Origin of the sequence: Neobacillus notoginsengisoli, assembly GCF_003515685.1 — a bacterium.
In the GTDB taxonomy this organism is placed as follows: domain Bacteria; phylum Bacillota; class Bacilli; order Bacillales; family Cytobacillaceae; genus Bacillus_D; species Bacillus_D notoginsengisoli.
This window is the reverse complement of sequence record NZ_QWEG01000011.1, coordinates 161,203-176,204: the sequence shown is the minus strand read 5'-3', so window position 1 is coordinate 176,204 and position 15,002 is coordinate 161,203. Positions and strand designations below refer to the sequence as shown.

The 15,002-nt window shown below is 43.6% G+C and carries 14 protein-coding genes; all 14 read left to right on the top strand.

All coding sequences use genetic code 11. From position 1 onward, the window contains the following. The first annotated feature begins 86 nt into the window (after nucleotides 1–86). The 14 genes from D1B31_RS17445 to sigE all read left to right on the top strand — a co-directional run bounded on the left by D1B31_RS17445 (nucleotide 87) and on the right by sigE (nucleotide 14,991). Nucleotides 87–1,550, top strand: a complete 1,464-nt coding sequence (locus D1B31_RS17445) for a UDP-N-acetylmuramoyl-L-alanyl-D-glutamate--2,6-diaminopimelate ligase (protein WP_118922779.1) — start codon at nucleotides 87–89, stop codon at nucleotides 1,548–1,550. Nucleotides 1,551–1,707: 157 nt separating this feature from the next. Further along, nucleotides 1,708–2,682, top strand: a complete 975-nt coding sequence (mraY, locus tag D1B31_RS17440) for a phospho-N-acetylmuramoyl-pentapeptide-transferase (protein ID WP_118922777.1) — start codon at nucleotides 1,708–1,710, stop codon at nucleotides 2,680–2,682. Next, nucleotides 2,682–4,031: a UDP-N-acetylmuramoyl-L-alanine--D-glutamate ligase gene (gene murD, locus D1B31_RS17435; RefSeq protein WP_118922774.1), complete on the top strand. Its 1,350-nt coding sequence runs from the start codon at nucleotides 2,682–2,684 to the stop codon at nucleotides 4,029–4,031. The genes mraY and murD overlap by 1 nt, the downstream gene beginning before the upstream one ends. Before the next feature lie 90 nt (nucleotides 4,032–4,121). Next, nucleotides 4,122–5,222, top strand: a complete 1,101-nt coding sequence (spoVE, locus tag D1B31_RS17430; RefSeq protein ID WP_118922772.1) for a stage V sporulation protein E — start codon at nucleotides 4,122–4,124, stop codon at nucleotides 5,220–5,222. Between the two features lie 188 nt (nucleotides 5,223–5,410). Next, nucleotides 5,411–6,505: an undecaprenyldiphospho-muramoylpentapeptide beta-N-acetylglucosaminyltransferase gene (murG, locus tag D1B31_RS17425; RefSeq protein WP_118922770.1), complete on the top strand. Its 1,095-nt coding sequence runs from the start codon at nucleotides 5,411–5,413 to the stop codon at nucleotides 6,503–6,505. A gap of 110 nt (nucleotides 6,506–6,615) precedes the next feature. Beyond that, nucleotides 6,616–7,524, top strand: a complete 909-nt coding sequence (gene murB, locus D1B31_RS17420; RefSeq protein WP_118922768.1) for a UDP-N-acetylmuramate dehydrogenase — start codon at nucleotides 6,616–6,618, stop codon at nucleotides 7,522–7,524. A gap of 166 nt (nucleotides 7,525–7,690) precedes the next feature. Beyond that, nucleotides 7,691–8,476 carry a cell division protein FtsQ/DivIB gene (locus D1B31_RS17415; protein WP_118922766.1) on the top strand — a complete coding sequence of 262 codons (786 nt, stop codon included), beginning with the start codon at nucleotides 7,691–7,693 and terminating at the stop codon, nucleotides 8,474–8,476. Next, nucleotides 8,430–9,161, top strand: a complete 732-nt coding sequence (locus D1B31_RS17410) for a DUF881 domain-containing protein (RefSeq protein ID WP_118922764.1) — start codon at nucleotides 8,430–8,432, stop codon at nucleotides 9,159–9,161. The genes D1B31_RS17415 and D1B31_RS17410 overlap by 47 nt, the downstream gene beginning before the upstream one ends. 103 nt (nucleotides 9,162–9,264) lie before the next feature. Next, nucleotides 9,265–9,945, top strand: coding sequence for a DUF881 domain-containing protein (locus tag D1B31_RS17405; RefSeq protein WP_118922899.1), 681 nt, complete (start codon nucleotides 9,265–9,267; stop codon nucleotides 9,943–9,945). Next, nucleotides 9,945–10,307 carry a small basic family protein gene (locus D1B31_RS17400; RefSeq protein ID WP_118922762.1) on the top strand — a complete coding sequence of 121 codons (363 nt, stop codon included), beginning with the start codon at nucleotides 9,945–9,947 and terminating at the stop codon, nucleotides 10,305–10,307. Before D1B31_RS17405 ends, D1B31_RS17400 begins: the two co-directional genes overlap by 1 nt. A gap of 121 nt (nucleotides 10,308–10,428) precedes the next feature. Next, nucleotides 10,429–11,715, top strand: coding sequence for a cell division protein FtsA (ftsA, locus tag D1B31_RS17395; protein ID WP_118922760.1), 1,287 nt, complete (start codon nucleotides 10,429–10,431; stop codon nucleotides 11,713–11,715). Between the two features lie 147 nt (nucleotides 11,716–11,862). Beyond that, nucleotides 11,863–13,002, top strand: a complete 1,140-nt coding sequence (ftsZ, locus tag D1B31_RS17390) for a cell division protein FtsZ (RefSeq protein ID WP_118922758.1) — start codon at nucleotides 11,863–11,865, stop codon at nucleotides 13,000–13,002. Nucleotides 13,003–13,291: 289 nt separating this feature from the next. Next, nucleotides 13,292–14,227: a sigma-E processing peptidase SpoIIGA gene (gene spoIIGA, locus D1B31_RS17385; protein ID WP_118922756.1), complete on the top strand. Its 936-nt coding sequence runs from the start codon at nucleotides 13,292–13,294 to the stop codon at nucleotides 14,225–14,227. 44 nt (nucleotides 14,228–14,271) lie between these two features. Further along, nucleotides 14,272–14,991 carry an RNA polymerase sporulation sigma factor SigE gene (gene sigE / locus D1B31_RS17380; protein ID WP_118922754.1) on the top strand — a complete coding sequence of 240 codons (720 nt, stop codon included), beginning with the start codon at nucleotides 14,272–14,274 and terminating at the stop codon, nucleotides 14,989–14,991. The last annotated feature ends 11 nt before the right edge of the window (nucleotides 14,992–15,002 follow it).

Below are 15,002 nucleotides of genomic sequence, written 5' to 3'. Positions count from 1 at the left end.
AAAAAGGCTTATGGATTAATGGCGAAAAGAAACTGTTTCATGTAAAATAGGTAACGATTGTTTGATATGAGAGGATTGAAAAAGAAATGAAATTGCATGACCTATTAAAGAGCCTCTATTTGCTAGGTCCATTCCCAGGCGGGAACCCGGAAATCAGCTCGGTGGAAAACAACCACAGGAAGGTCCGGGAAGGCAGCCTTTTTATTTGCATAAAAGGATATACAGCTGACGGACATGATTTTGCCCCGGAAGCGGTTGAGAGGGGGGCAGTTGCCATTGTCTCCGAGCGCAAGCTTGAAGTTGGCGTACCGGTCGTAATTGTTCCGGATACAACGAGGGCAAAGGCGATTCTGGCCGATGCTTTTTATGGCCATCCAAGCAAGCAGTTTCACTTAACTGGCATTACAGGGACGAATGGGAAAACGACCACCTCGCATTTGATTGAGAGGATCTTTGCTGATGCGGGGAGCAAGACGGGGTTAATTGGCACGATGTATACAAAGATTGGCGATGTTAAATTAGAAACAAAAAATACAACCCCAGAAAGCCTTGTTTTGCAAAAAACATTCCGGAAAATGGCAGACTCGGGTGTCAAACACGCTGTCATGGAAGTCTCATCCCATGCGTTGGACCTTGGCAGAGTGCATGGCACAGATTTTAATGTAGCAGTATTCACAAACTTGACTCAGGACCATCTTGATTATCATAAGACAATGGATAGGTATAAATATGCCAAAAGCCTGCTGTTTTCCCAGCTCGGGAATACGTATTCAGGCACTGCCCCAAAGTTTGCGATATTAAATGCGGATGATGCAGCTACAGTTGATTTTATCCGGGCAACTGCCGCCCATGTCCTTACATATGGAATTGACAAGAAGGCTGATTTACGCGCTGTTGATATTGTCTTGTCCCCGCAGGGAACAGCTTTTACACTTGAAACTGCAGGGAGAACTTTTCCTGTCAAAATGAAGCAGGTTGGCAAGTTCAATGTTTACAATGCACTAGCTGCAATTGGCGCTGCGGCCGTTTCAGGAATCAGCCTCGAGGACGCTATACGCTCGCTCGAACGGATCAAGGGCGTCGCAGGAAGATTTGAACTTGTCAATGCAGGGCAGGACTTTACTATTATCGTTGATTATGCCCATACCCCTGACAGTTTGGAAAACGTCCTGGCGACCATTAGGGAATTTGCTGAAAAAGATATTTATGTTATTGCTGGATGTGGAGGTAACCGTGACAGTGCAAAAAGGCCGCTGATGGCAAAAATTGCATGTGATTACGCGACAAATCCAATTTTAACGTCTGACAACCCCCGAAATGAGGACCCAATCGAGATTCTCCGTGATATGGAGAAAGGCGTTCAGGGTAGGGACTACAAAGTGATTCCTGACCGTAAGGAAGCGATTGAATTTGCCGTCAATGAAGCCAAAACCGGAGATGTGATTCTGATTGCCGGGAAAGGACATGAAACTTATCAGGAAATCAAGGGGATAAAATATGATTTCGATGACCGGGTCATCGCGAGAAATGCTGTGCTGAATAAGGCCTAAAAACCGAAAAAAATACATTGGAGATAGTAGATAGATATGATTACCACGAATACTTACCTTACTTATTATCATTTTGACATCTTGGAAAAGGATTCCTATGAAGGAGCGGTAATATTGGAAAACGCTATTGCCGCTGGCCCAGGAAGGGGGAATACCCATGCTTGAGCAAGTCATCTTATTTACGATTTTAATGGCGTTTTTAATAACCGTTCTTACGTCGCCTGTTTTCATTCCATTTTTAAGGAGGCTGAAATTCGGGCAAAGCATTAGGGAAGAAGGCCCTAAGTCGCACCAAAAAAAATCGGGTACTCCGACAATGGGCGGCTTGATGATCCTGCTGTCCGTTATCATCACAACAATTGTAATGGTTGGGAAATATGCAGAACCGACAGCTAAAACGTATATGCTGATTATTGTTACAGCCGGCTTTGGGCTTCTTGGCTTTCTTGATGATTTCATCAAAGTAGCAATGAAGAGAAACCTTGGCCTTACGTCTAAACAAAAGTTGCTTGGCCAAATCATCATCTCTGTTATTTTTTATCTTCTTTACAGAAGTAGTGAGCTGCCTTCTGCCATAAGATTGCCGTTTAGCGATGAACCCATCCACCTAGGCTGGATCTATCTGTTGTTTGTCATTTTCTGGCTTGTTGGTTTTTCGAATGCAGTAAATCTGACCGATGGCCTTGACGGGCTAGTATCCGGTACAGCGGCAATCGCTTTTGGCGCATATGCAGTTCTAGCATGGAACCAGTCACAATTTGAATTATCGATTTTTAGTGTAGCGGTTGTAGGCGCGGTATTAGGGTTCCTCGTTTTCAACTCACACCCCGCGAAAGTTTTTATGGGAGATACAGGTTCCCTCGCCTTGGGTGGGGCGATTGCCGCATTGTCCATATTGACCGGTCTGGAAATCCTGCTACTTGTGATTGGCGGAGTGTTTGTAATTGAAACACTTTCAGTCATCCTGCAAGTCATCTCATTTAAAACGACTGGAAAAAGAATATTTAAAATGAGCCCGCTTCATCATCACTATGAATTATCAGGCTGGTCTGAATGGCGTGTCGTCGTTACTTTTTGGTCCGTAGGCCTGCTGCTGGCAATACTCGGAATCTATATTGAGGTGTGGTTGTAGTGTTTACTATTGATACGTATCAGCATAAAAAAATTCTTGTATTGGGCCTGGCGAAAAGCGGAGTCACTGCCGCCGCACTGCTCCATAAGTTAGGCGCGTTTGTCACCGTGAATGATTTCAAACCCCTTTCGGAAAATACAGAGGCCCAAGGGCTTTTGGAGCAGGGGATTACAGTCATTTGCGGGAGCCATCCAGTCGAACTTATGGAAGAAGGGTTCGAGCTTGTTGTGAAGAATCCGGGCATTCCCTATTCAAATCCGATGGTCAAAAGAGCCTTTGAAAAAAACATTCCAGTCATTACCGAAGTGGAACTTGCATACCAGATATCTGAAGCTCCTTTCATCGCGATCACAGGGACGAATGGCAAAACCACTACAACAACACTGATCTTTGAAATGCTTAAGGAAGGTGCGAAGCATCCCCTCATTGCCGGCAATATCGGGACGGTCGCATCCGGGGTCGCCCAAGAGGCCACAAAGGAAAATACAATTGTCATCGAGCTTTCTTCCTTCCAACTGATGGGTATTGACACGTTTAAGCCTAGGATTGGAGTTCTAACCAATCTCTATGAAGCGCATCTGGATTACCATGAAACAAAGGCGGAATACAATCAAGCGAAAGCAAATATTACAAAAAATCAAGATCAAGATGATTACTTTATTTACAATGCGGACCAGGAAGAAGTAGAAGAAATTGCCCGTAAAACAAAAGCTACACTCGTCCCATTTTCAGCGGTAAAAGACCTTGGAAGAGGGGCGTACGTGAGGGATAGGTGGCTGATGTATGGTGATGAACGAATCATCAGGAGGGACGAAGTGGCGCTTCCAGGTGCCCATAACCTCGAAAACATTCTTTCGGCTATAGCTTCTGCAAAGCTATCAGGGGTTGCCAATGATGCAATCAGGATAGTTTTAAAAACCTTTACAGGCGTCCGCCACCGTTTGCAGTTTGTTGCAGAAAAAAGCGGCAGAAAAATTTACAATGATTCCAAGGCTACGAATATCCTTGCGACAACGAAAGCCTTGGAGGCGTTTGATGCCCCGGTCATTCTTCTTGCCGGCGGTTTGGATAGAGGGAATGAGTTTGACGAATTAATCCTTGCATTAAAAAAAGTAAAAGCATTGGTTACTTTTGGCCAAACGGCCGGAAAAATTGAAGAAGCAGGAATTAAGGCAGGAATAAAAACGATTGTCCGGGCCGATAATGTTGAAGGTGCTGTACCGAAGGCGTACCAGCTCTCAGAACCTGGGGATGTGATCCTATTGTCTCCAGCCTGTGCAAGCTGGGATCAGTACAAAACTTTTGAGGTCAGGGGCGACATGTTTATCGAGGCCGTGCATAAACTTTAGTAAGGGCTTGTCTTTTGCTGGAGCGGCCGCGCGCAACTCGTTTCCGGCCTTCGGAAAGGCCCAATTTACCGGGTTAGAGGGTGTAACCAAGTGCCTGCTAAGAAAAACACTCCTGATATGATTCTGTTAATTATTACCTTGGCGCTTTTAACATTTGGCCTCATAATGGTTTACTCCGCCAGTGCTGTTTGGGCGGAGTTTAAATTCGATGATTCCTTCTTTTTTGCAAAACGGCAAATGCTCTTTGCAGGGGTTGGGATTGCTGCCATGTTTTTTATTATGAATGTAAATTATTGGACATGGCGGACTTGGGCAAAAGTCATCATTATCGTATGTTTCTTTCTTTTGTTATTAGTCTTGATTCCCGGAATCGGAAATGTGAGAAATGGCTCGAGAAGCTGGATTGGCGTTGGGGCCTTCTCCATTCAACCGTCCGAATTTATGAAACTTGCAATGATCGCCTTCCTGGCAAAATACCTTTCTGAACGCCAAAAGCTGATAACTTCCTTTAGGAAGGGGCTCGTCCCATCGCTTACACTCGTTTTTACGGCATTTGGCATGATTATGCTTCAGCCAGACCTTGGGACCGGGACTGTCATGGTAGGGACATGCATGGTGATGATATTCGTTGCCGGAGGAAGGATTCTTCATTTTGCCGGCCTAATGCTGCTTGGTGTTATTGGTTTCGCCGGCCTAATCATTTCAGCTCCCTATAGGATCAAACGGATTACTTCGTTTTTAGATCCATGGTCGGATGCGCAGGACAGTGGCTTTCAAATAATCCAATCGCTTTATGCAATCGGGCCTGGCGGCTTGTTTGGACTTGGTCTTGGGGAGAGTAGGCAAAAGTTCTTTTACTTGCCGGAGCCACAGACGGACTTTATTTTTGCCATTCTAGCGGAAGAGCTTGGGTTTATAGGCGGCTCTTTAGTGTTGATTCTCTTTGCACTTCTTTTATGGAGAGGCATCAGGATTGCACTTGGCGCACCTGATTTATACGGGAGTTTTTTGGCAGTCGGAATTGTTGCTATGATTGCGGTGCAAGTCATGATTAATATCGGGGTTGTGACTGGTCTAATGCCGGTTACTGGCATAACCCTCCCATTCTTGAGTTATGGGGGTTCGTCTTTGACCCTGATGCTGATGGCAATCGGTGTCCTTCTGAATATTAGCCGTTATGTAAAGTATTGATTAAAGAACCCTGTCATAACGGGGTTCTTTTTTTTACCTCAGCCTTCAAGGCATGCTGGTAAGAAAATCCTAGCACCTTTTCAGTCGTTTCTAGGTTTAAATTATAGTAGAATGAGGTAAATAGAGCGGGTGCTCTTCTACAACTCTCATCCGCTTAAAAAAGCATGATTGATTAGTGAGGTGGACGTATGAAAATCGCCATTAGCGGCGGGGGAACCGGTGGGCACATCTATCCGGCACTAGCCCTGGTCAGGGAAATAAAAAAACAAAATCCGAAAGCGCAGTTTTTATATATCGGAACAGAGAAGGGGCTTGAAAGCAATCTTGTCCCACGGGAAAATATCCCTTTTAAATCTATACATATAACCGGCTTTAAACGAAAAATATCTTTTGAAAATGCAAAAACAATATGGAGATTCCTTGCGGGGGTTAAAAAAAGCAAAACGATTTTAAAGGAATTCAAACCGGATGTGGTGATTGGAACAGGTGGATATGTATGCGGGCCGGTTGTATACGCGGCGGCTAAGCTGAACATCCCAACTATCATCCATGAACAAAACAGCATACCAGGCCTTACGAATAAATTTTTAAGCAGATATGTAAATAAGGTTGCCGTTTGCTTTCAAGAAGCAGAGGGATACTTCCCGAAAGATAAAGTGGTCTTTACAGGGAATCCGCGCGCTTCGGAGGTAATTGGAAAGGATGGAATCAAAGGCAGACTCTCGGCTGGCCTCGAAACACGGAAACCTGCAGTTTTGATTTTTGGAGGAAGCCGGGGTGCCCGGCCAATCAATGAGGCAGTTGTTCAATCACTTGGTGAGTTTTCCTCTAAACCTTATCAGGTCCTTTATGTGACGGGAGAAGTGCATTTTGAGGAAGTACAGAGAGAGGCTGAATTGGTGGGCAGTCCTGCCAATGTAGTGATTAAGCCGTTTATCCATAATATGCCGGAGGTTTTGGCGGGGATGGATTTGGTGGTCTCCAGAGCGGGAGCAACCACTTTGGCTGAATTGACCTCTCTTGGCAAAGCGAGCATTCTTATCCCAAGCCCATATGTAACGGCCAATCATCAGGAGAAAAATGCGCTATCGCTTAGCTCAAGAGGAGCTGCTGAACTCCTAAAAGAGACTGAGCTATCAAGCAAAAAGCTTGTTGAAACGATCGATGGGATTCTCCTGGACAGGGAAAAGCTGGTTTCGATGGGGAAGGAAGCAAAGAAACTTGGCGTTCCTGATTCCGCGGCCAGACTCTATAAACTAATGCTTGAACTGTCAAAAAAATAATCGGGGCTACCAATCCTGATTTTAATTAGCGGCTGCTCAGGAAACTCCTGAGTGCCCACTGCATAAACTAAAAAAATTACTCTATATGAAAAAGGTAAAGGATGGGTTTTATGGAAGTGGTAAAAAAAGAACTTGAATTGGCTTCCATCGGCAGAGTGAAAGAATTAGAACCAATGTCCCAGCATACAACGATTAAAATAGGTGGTCCTGCCGATTTATTTGTGGAACCTTCATCGATTGCGAATTTGCTTAAGACAATGGAAATTATCAATGGGCATCATGTTCCATGGCGTGTGGTTGGCCGTGGCTCCAATTTGCTTGTTTCCGATAAAGGCATCAATGGTGTAGTAATTAAACTCGGCCAAGGCCTTGACGAGCTAAAGATTGACGATACAGAAGTCACGGCCGGGGGCGGACAATCTCTGATTTCTCTGGCGACAACGATCAGCAGGGGGGGACTGAAAGGGTTTGAATTTGCTGGCGGTATTCCGGGATCCGTTGGTGGCGCGGTCTATATGAATGCGGGGGCACATGGTTCGGACATCAGTAAAATATTGAAAAAAGCCCATATCCTGTTCGAAGACGGCAAGATGGAGTGGCTAACAAATGAGGAACTCGAATATTCGTACAGGACTTCAATCCTGCAGAAAAAGAGGCCCGGAATTGTATTGGAAGCTGTGTTCCAGCTTCAACACGGGAACCGGGAAGAAATTACAAAGGAATTACAAAAAAATAAAGACTACAGGAAAGAGACCCAGCCTTGGAACTTTCCTTGTGCAGGGAGCATTTTCCGTAATCCTCTGCCTAATTATGCTGGAAGGCTTGTTGAGTCAGCAGGCCTCAAGGGTCATCAAATAGGAGGAGCACAAATCTCTGAAATGCATGGCAATTTCATTGTCAATACAGGGAATGCCACCGCTGAAGACGTACTTGCCCTGATTCAGCACGTAAAAGATACAATCTCAAGCCTTTACGATATCAGGATGGAAACCGAAGTAGAAATCGTTGGCAGAAATTAGAGGGAAAATCTTCTGAAAGCCCCTAAAATGTATGCTATAATATTTCCATTGGATTAGGCGAAAAGCTGTGTACCAAAACGACGGCATGAGACTATCGTGCCGTTGTTTTAGATTGTCCCGCTTTTTATTCGGGATTTTTGCACTAATCATAATGGGGTGGACAAACATGCAAAAAAATAAAGTATTATCATTGGAAGACCGTATACCAAAATTGAAGGAGCAAAGGCGTAAAAAAGCAAATAGGAGGCTCATTCTTCTGCTTTTCATGTTCTTTATCCTGATTGCATGCGTCGTTTATATTCAATCCCCTTTGAGCCATGTCAGCTCAATTAAAGTAACCGGGAATTCCTTATACAGCGAATCTCAGCTTGCTCGTGCTGCAGGTATTACAAAAAAGGATAATGTTTGGAAAATCAAAAAAAGCGTGGCTGCTGAAAAAGTAGAAAAACTCCCTGAAATCAAGGATGCCGCAGTGAAGCTAATCCTGCCAAATACCATTATGATTCAGGTTAAAGAATATGAATGGATTGGTTATCTCGTTAAAGAAGGAGGATTTTTTCCGGTTCTGGAGAACGGAAAAATTCTGGAAGATAATAAAAAACAAACCCTATCAGAAAATGTGCCTGTCCTTGTGGGTTTTAAAGAGGGGAAAGCACTGGATGAACTGGCAGAGTCACTTGGGTCCCTCCCTGAGGAAATATACAACTCCATTTCAGAAATCCACTATACGCCACAAAAAACTAATAAATTCCATGTATCACTGTTTATGAATGATGGTTTTGAAGTAAGTGCTTCACTGAGGACCTTTTCTGAAAAAATGGTTCATTATCCCTCGATAGCCAGCCAGCTTGATCCCAACATCAAAGGGGTTATTGATTTGGAAGTCGGATCTTTCTTTAAAGCGTATGAAAAAGAAAGGGAGGAAGGCCTTGAAGAAGAAGGTGAAAGGTAATCAGGTGATTTTTTCACTTGTGTGCCTTGTACTAGGTTTTATTATGGCTTTTTCCTATCATCTGACACGTGTGGAAAATAAGCATAAAAATGAAGCTGTCACAGGTAGCCAGTATGAAAAGACGCTGGATTTGCGCAACCAGCTAATCGCCCTTGAGGAAACAAATAGACGCCTTCAAAATGAATATATCACGAAACAATCGAAAATGCGGGAGATTGAAAAGGAATTATCGAAAGAAGAGGAAGGATATTCTTCGATAGCTGCGGAAGCGGAAAAATACAGGATGTTTCTCGGGAAAATGAAAGTTAAGGGGCCTGGTATCCAAGTGTCGCTCCAAGATGGAGAGTATGATCCCAAAAATGAAAATATAAATAATTATCTTGTTCATGAATACCATGTGTTCAAAGTAGTGAATGAATTATATATTTCCGGTGCTTCTGCTGTTGCCATCAATGGCCAAAGGCTCTCGAGCCGTTCCTACATTGTTTGTAACGGGCCGGTCATTACAGTCGATGGAAAACAGCACCCAGCCCCGTTTGTCATTTCAGCAATAGGTGATCCGCCTGTTCTGGAACAGGCATTAAATATGAGCGGTGGCGTAAAGGATCAATTGGTAAATGACAATATTGTCTTTACACTTGAAAAAAAGGATTTAATCTTAATGAATCCTATATTGGGCAGCTAACGAATGGAATGGAATGTCCACTTAAGAAGGCCAGGTGAATCATGTGGACAAGCAGAGACATAAACTTACCAGCTTTTCAATTATAGCCGCTATAATCGGGTTTATGGTTGCAATTCAGTTTCAAACTGTGAAGGAACCAGTCGAGAGGGACACGAGGGATATATGGCAGCTTCGCCAAGATTTACTCAAGGAAAAGAAACTCCAGTCAGACCTGCTTACTGAAATACGTTCAACTGAAGAAAAATTAGCTGGTTACGAATCCAAACGGACGCACAGAAAGGAAACCGTGTTAAAGGATACTCTTGAGGAATTGAAAACCGAAGCCGGCTTATCCGAAATCACAGCACCCGGAATCATTTTAACAATTGAACCTGTGTTTGAAGAATTCATGCTCGGTGAACCGGCTGGCAGTTCCATTTCCCCTGATTTGTTAAAAAGGCTGTTAAATGAATTGAATATGTATGAAGCAAAGGTTATTTCGGTTGATGGCCAGAGAGTGATTAATTCAACTGTCATCCGGGAAGTCAGTGCTGAAACAAGAATTGATGGCCACAGGCTGGTTAGCCTGCCGATTGAAGTGAAAGTGGCAGCGGAAAGTATGATGGAAGCTGAGAAACTATCAAATAGAATGAAAGCCTCCCAGTCGGCGGAAGAATTTTTTATAGAAAACCTTAAATTAACGGTTTCAGACCCAATGCCGGAAATCACCTTTGAGGCGTATTCTAATAAAATCAGGACGAACAACATGAAACCCGCGAATGCTGATGAAGGGGGGGATTCTTAATGTGGCTTCCGCTTTTGGCGCTTATTATTGGAGTCATCCTCGGACTTATGACCGAAATCAGGATTCCTGATGAGTATTCCAATTACTTATCGATTGCGGTCCTGGCCGCATTGGATACCCTCTTTGGCGGAATTAGGGCGCAGCTTCAAAATATTTATGATGAAAAAGTATTTGTTTCAGGTTTTTTCTTTAATATTATACTCGCAGCAAGTTTAGCTTTCCTGGGAGTACATCTTGGTGTAGACTTGTATTTAGCTGCTGTATTTGCATTTGGGGTCAGGCTGTTCCAAAACATTGCGGTCATTCGCAGGATCATCTTGTCGAAATGGACAGCAGCCAGGGAAAAAACTGAAAAAAAATGATTTTTTTTAAAGGGAATCATTTCGTTCTGACGAATATTTTTATAATATATAATTATATTTACAATTTTATGAACTCTAAAATAAAATGGGTGCAGTATGGGCTAAAAGGAGGTGCCATAGGATGAACAGCAATGAGATATTTGTAAGTCTTGACATCGGTACATCCAGTGTAAAGGTGATTATTGGTGAAAAAGTCAATGACTCATTAAATATTATCGGAGTTGGCAATGTAAAATCAGCAGGCCTGAAAAAAGGGGCCATCGTTGATATAGAGGAAACCGTTCATTCTATTAAAAAAGCAGTTGAACAGGCAGAAAGAATGATAGGAATGGAGATACGCCAGGTGATTGTTGGGGTTACAGGGAACCATGTCCTGCTCCAGCCATGCCATGGTGTTGTTGCCGTATCTGGTGAAGACAAGGTGATAACCCGCGAGGATATTTACCGGGTTGAAGATGCGGCAAAGGTGATATCGATCCCACCAGAGAGAGAAATTATCGATGTCGTACCAAAACAGTATATTGTCGATGGCCAGGATGAGATAACAGACCCCATTAACATGATGGGAGTTAGGCTTGAGATGGAAGGTTCAATCATTACTGGGTATAAAACAATTTTACATAACCTTTTGCGGTGTGTTGAACGTGCAAACCTTGAGGTTTTGGATATTACACTTCAGCCGCTGGCGGCAGGCGTGTTTTCATTATCAGAGGATGAGAAAAATCTAGGCACTGCCCTGATTGACCTTGGAGGGGGAACAACGACAATAGCGGTTTTTGAAGAAGGGAGTTTAACCTCAACGAGTGTCATACCGCTAGGCGGCGAACATATTACGAAAGATCTTTCTATCGTCCTGAGAACCTCGACTGAGAATGCTGAAAAGATAAAACTGAAATATGGGCATGCCTTTTATGAGGATGCTGCTGAGGATGAGGTGTTCAGTGTCCCTGTTATCGGCAGCGACCAGCATCAGCAATTCAACCAGCTTGAGCTATCGGAAATAATTGAAGCACGGCTGGAAGAAATTTTTGAAATGGTCCTAAATGAATTAAAGCGGTTGGGTGTGAGGGATCTTCCCGGCGGCTTTGTCCTTACCGGCGGAGTCTCGAATATGGAAGGGGTTTTGGAACTTGCCCAGGCTGTTTTCCAAACAAGGGTGAGAAGGGCAGTTCCTGATTATATCGGGGTTCGGGAACCTCAGTATACGACAGGAGTCGGCCTCATTAAGTATGCGAGCAAAAACAGTAAATATGAGGATTATGGCACCGAATCGGTAAGCATTCCACATCCTACCGAGCAAAAAGAAAAAAGGCAAACGAAACCGCAGCCAAAACAAAAGCAGGCCAAACAGCCTGAAGAAAAAATGACGACCAAAGTTAAAAAGTTCCTGGGCTACTTTTTCGAGTAATTTGAAAATCGGTCAGGCTGGGTTTTCAGCTTATGACGGCCAGGGATACTTATGCCTCTTCATTTCCGAAGCCAGATGCCGGATGTGCCGGTGTACTGGCTGTAAGGACAGGCATTAACGAATATGGACGAATTAGGAGGATTTGTCATGTTGGAGTTCGATACAAATTTAGATCAACTAGCAACGATAAAAGTAATTGGGGTTGGTGGGGGCGGAAACAACGCTGTGAACCGGATGATTGAACATGGCGTCCAAGGAGTCGAATTTATCGCGGTCAATACTGATGCGCAGGCGCTAAATCTTTCAAAAGCAGAAGTGAAAATGCAAATCGGTGCGAAACTTACCCGCGGGCTCGGTGCCGGAGCAAATCCAGAGGTCGGTAAAAAAGCTGCTGAAGAAAGCAAAGAACAAATTGAAGAGGCTCTCCGCGGAGCAGATATGGTTTTCGTAACAGCTGGAATGGGCGGGGGTACAGGAACGGGGGCAGCCCCGGTCATAGCCCAAATTGCACGTGATCTAGGAGCATTGACTGTTGGGGTTGTAACCCGTCCGTTTACATTCGAAGGAAAAAAACGCCAAACCCAAGCGGCGATGGGGATTTCTGGTATGAAAGAAGCGGTGGATACGCTGATTGTCATCCCAAATGACCGCCTCCTTGAAATTGTTGATAAAAGCACACCGATGCTCGAGGCATTCCGTGAAGCTGACAATGTCCTCCGGCAGGGGGTTCAGGGTATTTCCGACCTGATTGCCGTTCCTGGATTGATTAACCTGGATTTCGCTGATGTGAAAACAATCATGTCTAGCAAGGGATCCGCCTTGATGGGAATCGGCGTAGCATCTGGCGAAAACCGTGCTGCGGAAGCCGCGAAGAAAGCAATCAGCTCACCTTTGCTTGAAACATCTATTGATGGTGCTCAAGGCGTCCTGATGAATATTACTGGCGGGACAAACCTCAGCCTTTATGAAGTCCAGGAAGCGGCTGATATTGTCGCATCTGCTTCTGATCAGGAAGTAAACATGATTTTCGGTTCTGTCATCAATGAAAATCTGAAGGATGAAATTCTTGTAACAGTCATAGCCACTGGATTCAATGAAGAAGTAATCCAACAAAGGCCGACAGCAAGGCCGTCATTTGGCCATGCGAAGCCTGCCCCGTCACCATCCGTAAAAAGGGAAGTTAAACGGGAAGAACCGATTGTGGAACCTGTCAGGCCTTCAACAGTTTCACAGGAAGATACACTTGATATTCCAACCTTCCTACGCAACCGCAACAGAAGAAGGTAATATCTCAATACTAATGAACCAACGGCATGGCTTATAGCTATGCCGTTTTTTGGGTTCGCTTTTTAAACAGCAATTTAAACAGAACCAGAATTCTTGGTTCTGTTTTTTTTTACTTTCTCGAGCTTATTTTTCCTGCAAAAAAATAATGACAAAAAACGCAATGAATAGTTGAAACTTCCTTCTTTTCACATACAGGAAGCGACACCTTCCATCTTCTTAATAAGATATACTTTTCCGTAAACAGAACACGGTTCGCAGGTTTTTCCAGGGGCCCAAAAAGGAGGTACGTGTGACTGTTTATCTTGATGTAATCTGGGCTTTGAATTTTCTGTTTGATTGCCTGCTTCTTTGTTTAGCGGCATTCATTCTCAAAAGGCGGGTAAAAATTTGGAGAATTGCAGCGGGCGGTTTTATTGGATCTCTTATTATCCTCCTTTATTTCACTCCGGCAGCTATCTATTCCGGACATCCGCTATCGAAAATGGGTTTTTCCGTTTTAATGGTACTTGCTTCCTTCGGATATAAAAGACTTAGGTTTTTTTTGTCAGCGTTAATGGCCCTTTATTTTTCTACCTTTCTGATCGGGGGGGCTTTAATGGGAACCCATTACTTTTTCCAATCAGGTAGTGGAGCAGTCCAAGCATTTCTTTCTTCTGCTTCGGAAGGATTTGGAGACCCTGTAAGCTGGCTGTTTGTCTTTCTTGGGTTTCCACTTGCATGGCATTTTTCCCGCAGCAGGCTTGAAAACCATGAAATGGCGAAAATCAAATATGAACAGACAGTTTTTGTGGAAATTTCGGTAAACAATGAAACTTTTGAATTAAAAGGGCTCATCGACAGCGGAAACCAATTGTATGACCCTTTATCGCGTCATCCAGTCATGTTTGTTTCAGTGAAATATCTGTTACAGGAGCTCCCAAAAGAATTAGCCCTTATCGCTTCATTTCCTGATGGGATTATTCAAGGAGAAAAATCCGTTCCGCCAAAATGGGAAAGCCGTTTAAGGATTATTCCATGTGCAGTAGTAGGACAAGAACACCAGCTCATTCTTGCTGTAAAACCGGAATATGTGTTAATCAGGCAAAGCGAAAAGAACTTTAGAACAAGCAAGGTTCTTGTATCCTTTACAGCTCAAGAATTATCATCAGATGGGTCTTATGAATGTATCGTTCATCCGAAACTGCTGGCTGGCATTCCGGAAGGGGAGAGGGTTCCGGCAAGTTAATACTAATATACTCGTAAAGACATTTTTTAGAAGGAGGAAAACAAGTGAAAAAATGGAGGCTCCGCTTAAACTATTATTGGTCCAAGCTGCTGATCAAGCTCGGATTTAAAAAGGATGAAGTTTTTTATATAGGCGGGAGCGAAGCCCTTCCTCCCCCTTTAAACAAGGAAGAAGAGGAAGTACTGCTGAAAAAACTGCCTGAAGGGGATAAGGCGGCAAGATCCATCCTAATAGAGCGGAATTTGCGCCTCGTTGTTTATATTGCAAGGAAATTCGAAAACACGGGAATCAATATTGAAGACTTGATTTCAATTGGAACAATTGGCCTCATTAAGGCGGTAAATACATTCAATCCGGAGAAAAAAATAAAGCTCGCTACATATGCATCCAGGTGCATTGAGAATGAAATACTCATGTTTTTAAGAAGAAATAATAAAATCCGGTCGGAAGTCTCTTTCGATGAGCCATTAAACATTGACTGGGATGGAAATGAACTCCTCCTTTCAGATGTTCTAGGAACGGATGAGGATATTATTACCCGGGATTTGGAGGCCAACGTTGACAGGAAACTACTTTCAAAAGCTCTTCACCAATTATCCGATCGTGAAAAGCAAATAATGGAACTGCGCTTCGGTCTTGCAAATGGGGAAGAAAAAACGCAGAAGGATGTAGCCGACCTGCTTGGCATATCTCAGTCCTATATATCTCGCCTCGAAAAGAGAATTATCAAGAGACTCCGAAAAGAATTCAATAAAATGGTTTAGATGATTTTATA

Excerpts from the sequence above, each read along its gene's own strand:
- murB (WP_118922768.1), top strand. The coding sequence starts at position 6,616 with ATGGAAGTGGTAAAAAAAGAACTTGAATTGGCTTCCATCGGCAGAGTG.
- ftsA (WP_118922760.1), top strand. The coding sequence starts at position 10,429 with ATGAACAGCAATGAGATATTTGTAAGTCTTGACATCGGTACATCCAGT.
- D1B31_RS17400 (WP_118922762.1), top strand. The coding sequence starts at position 9,945 with ATGTGGCTTCCGCTTTTGGCGCTTATTATTGGAGTCATCCTCGGACTT.
- D1B31_RS17445 (WP_118922779.1), top strand. The coding sequence starts at position 87 with ATGAAATTGCATGACCTATTAAAGAGCCTCTATTTGCTAGGTCCATTC.
- D1B31_RS17415 (WP_118922766.1), top strand. The coding sequence starts at position 7,691 with ATGCAAAAAAATAAAGTATTATCATTGGAAGACCGTATACCAAAATTG.
- ftsZ (WP_118922758.1), top strand. The coding sequence starts at position 11,863 with ATGTTGGAGTTCGATACAAATTTAGATCAACTAGCAACGATAAAAGTA.
- murG (WP_118922770.1), top strand. The coding sequence starts at position 5,411 with ATGAAAATCGCCATTAGCGGCGGGGGAACCGGTGGGCACATCTATCCG.
- mraY (WP_118922777.1), top strand. The coding sequence starts at position 1,708 with ATGCTTGAGCAAGTCATCTTATTTACGATTTTAATGGCGTTTTTAATA.
- D1B31_RS17405 (WP_118922899.1), top strand. The coding sequence starts at position 9,265 with ATGGTTGCAATTCAGTTTCAAACTGTGAAGGAACCAGTCGAGAGGGAC.
- D1B31_RS17410 (WP_118922764.1), top strand. The coding sequence starts at position 8,430 with ATGAAAAAGAAAGGGAGGAAGGCCTTGAAGAAGAAGGTGAAAGGTAAT.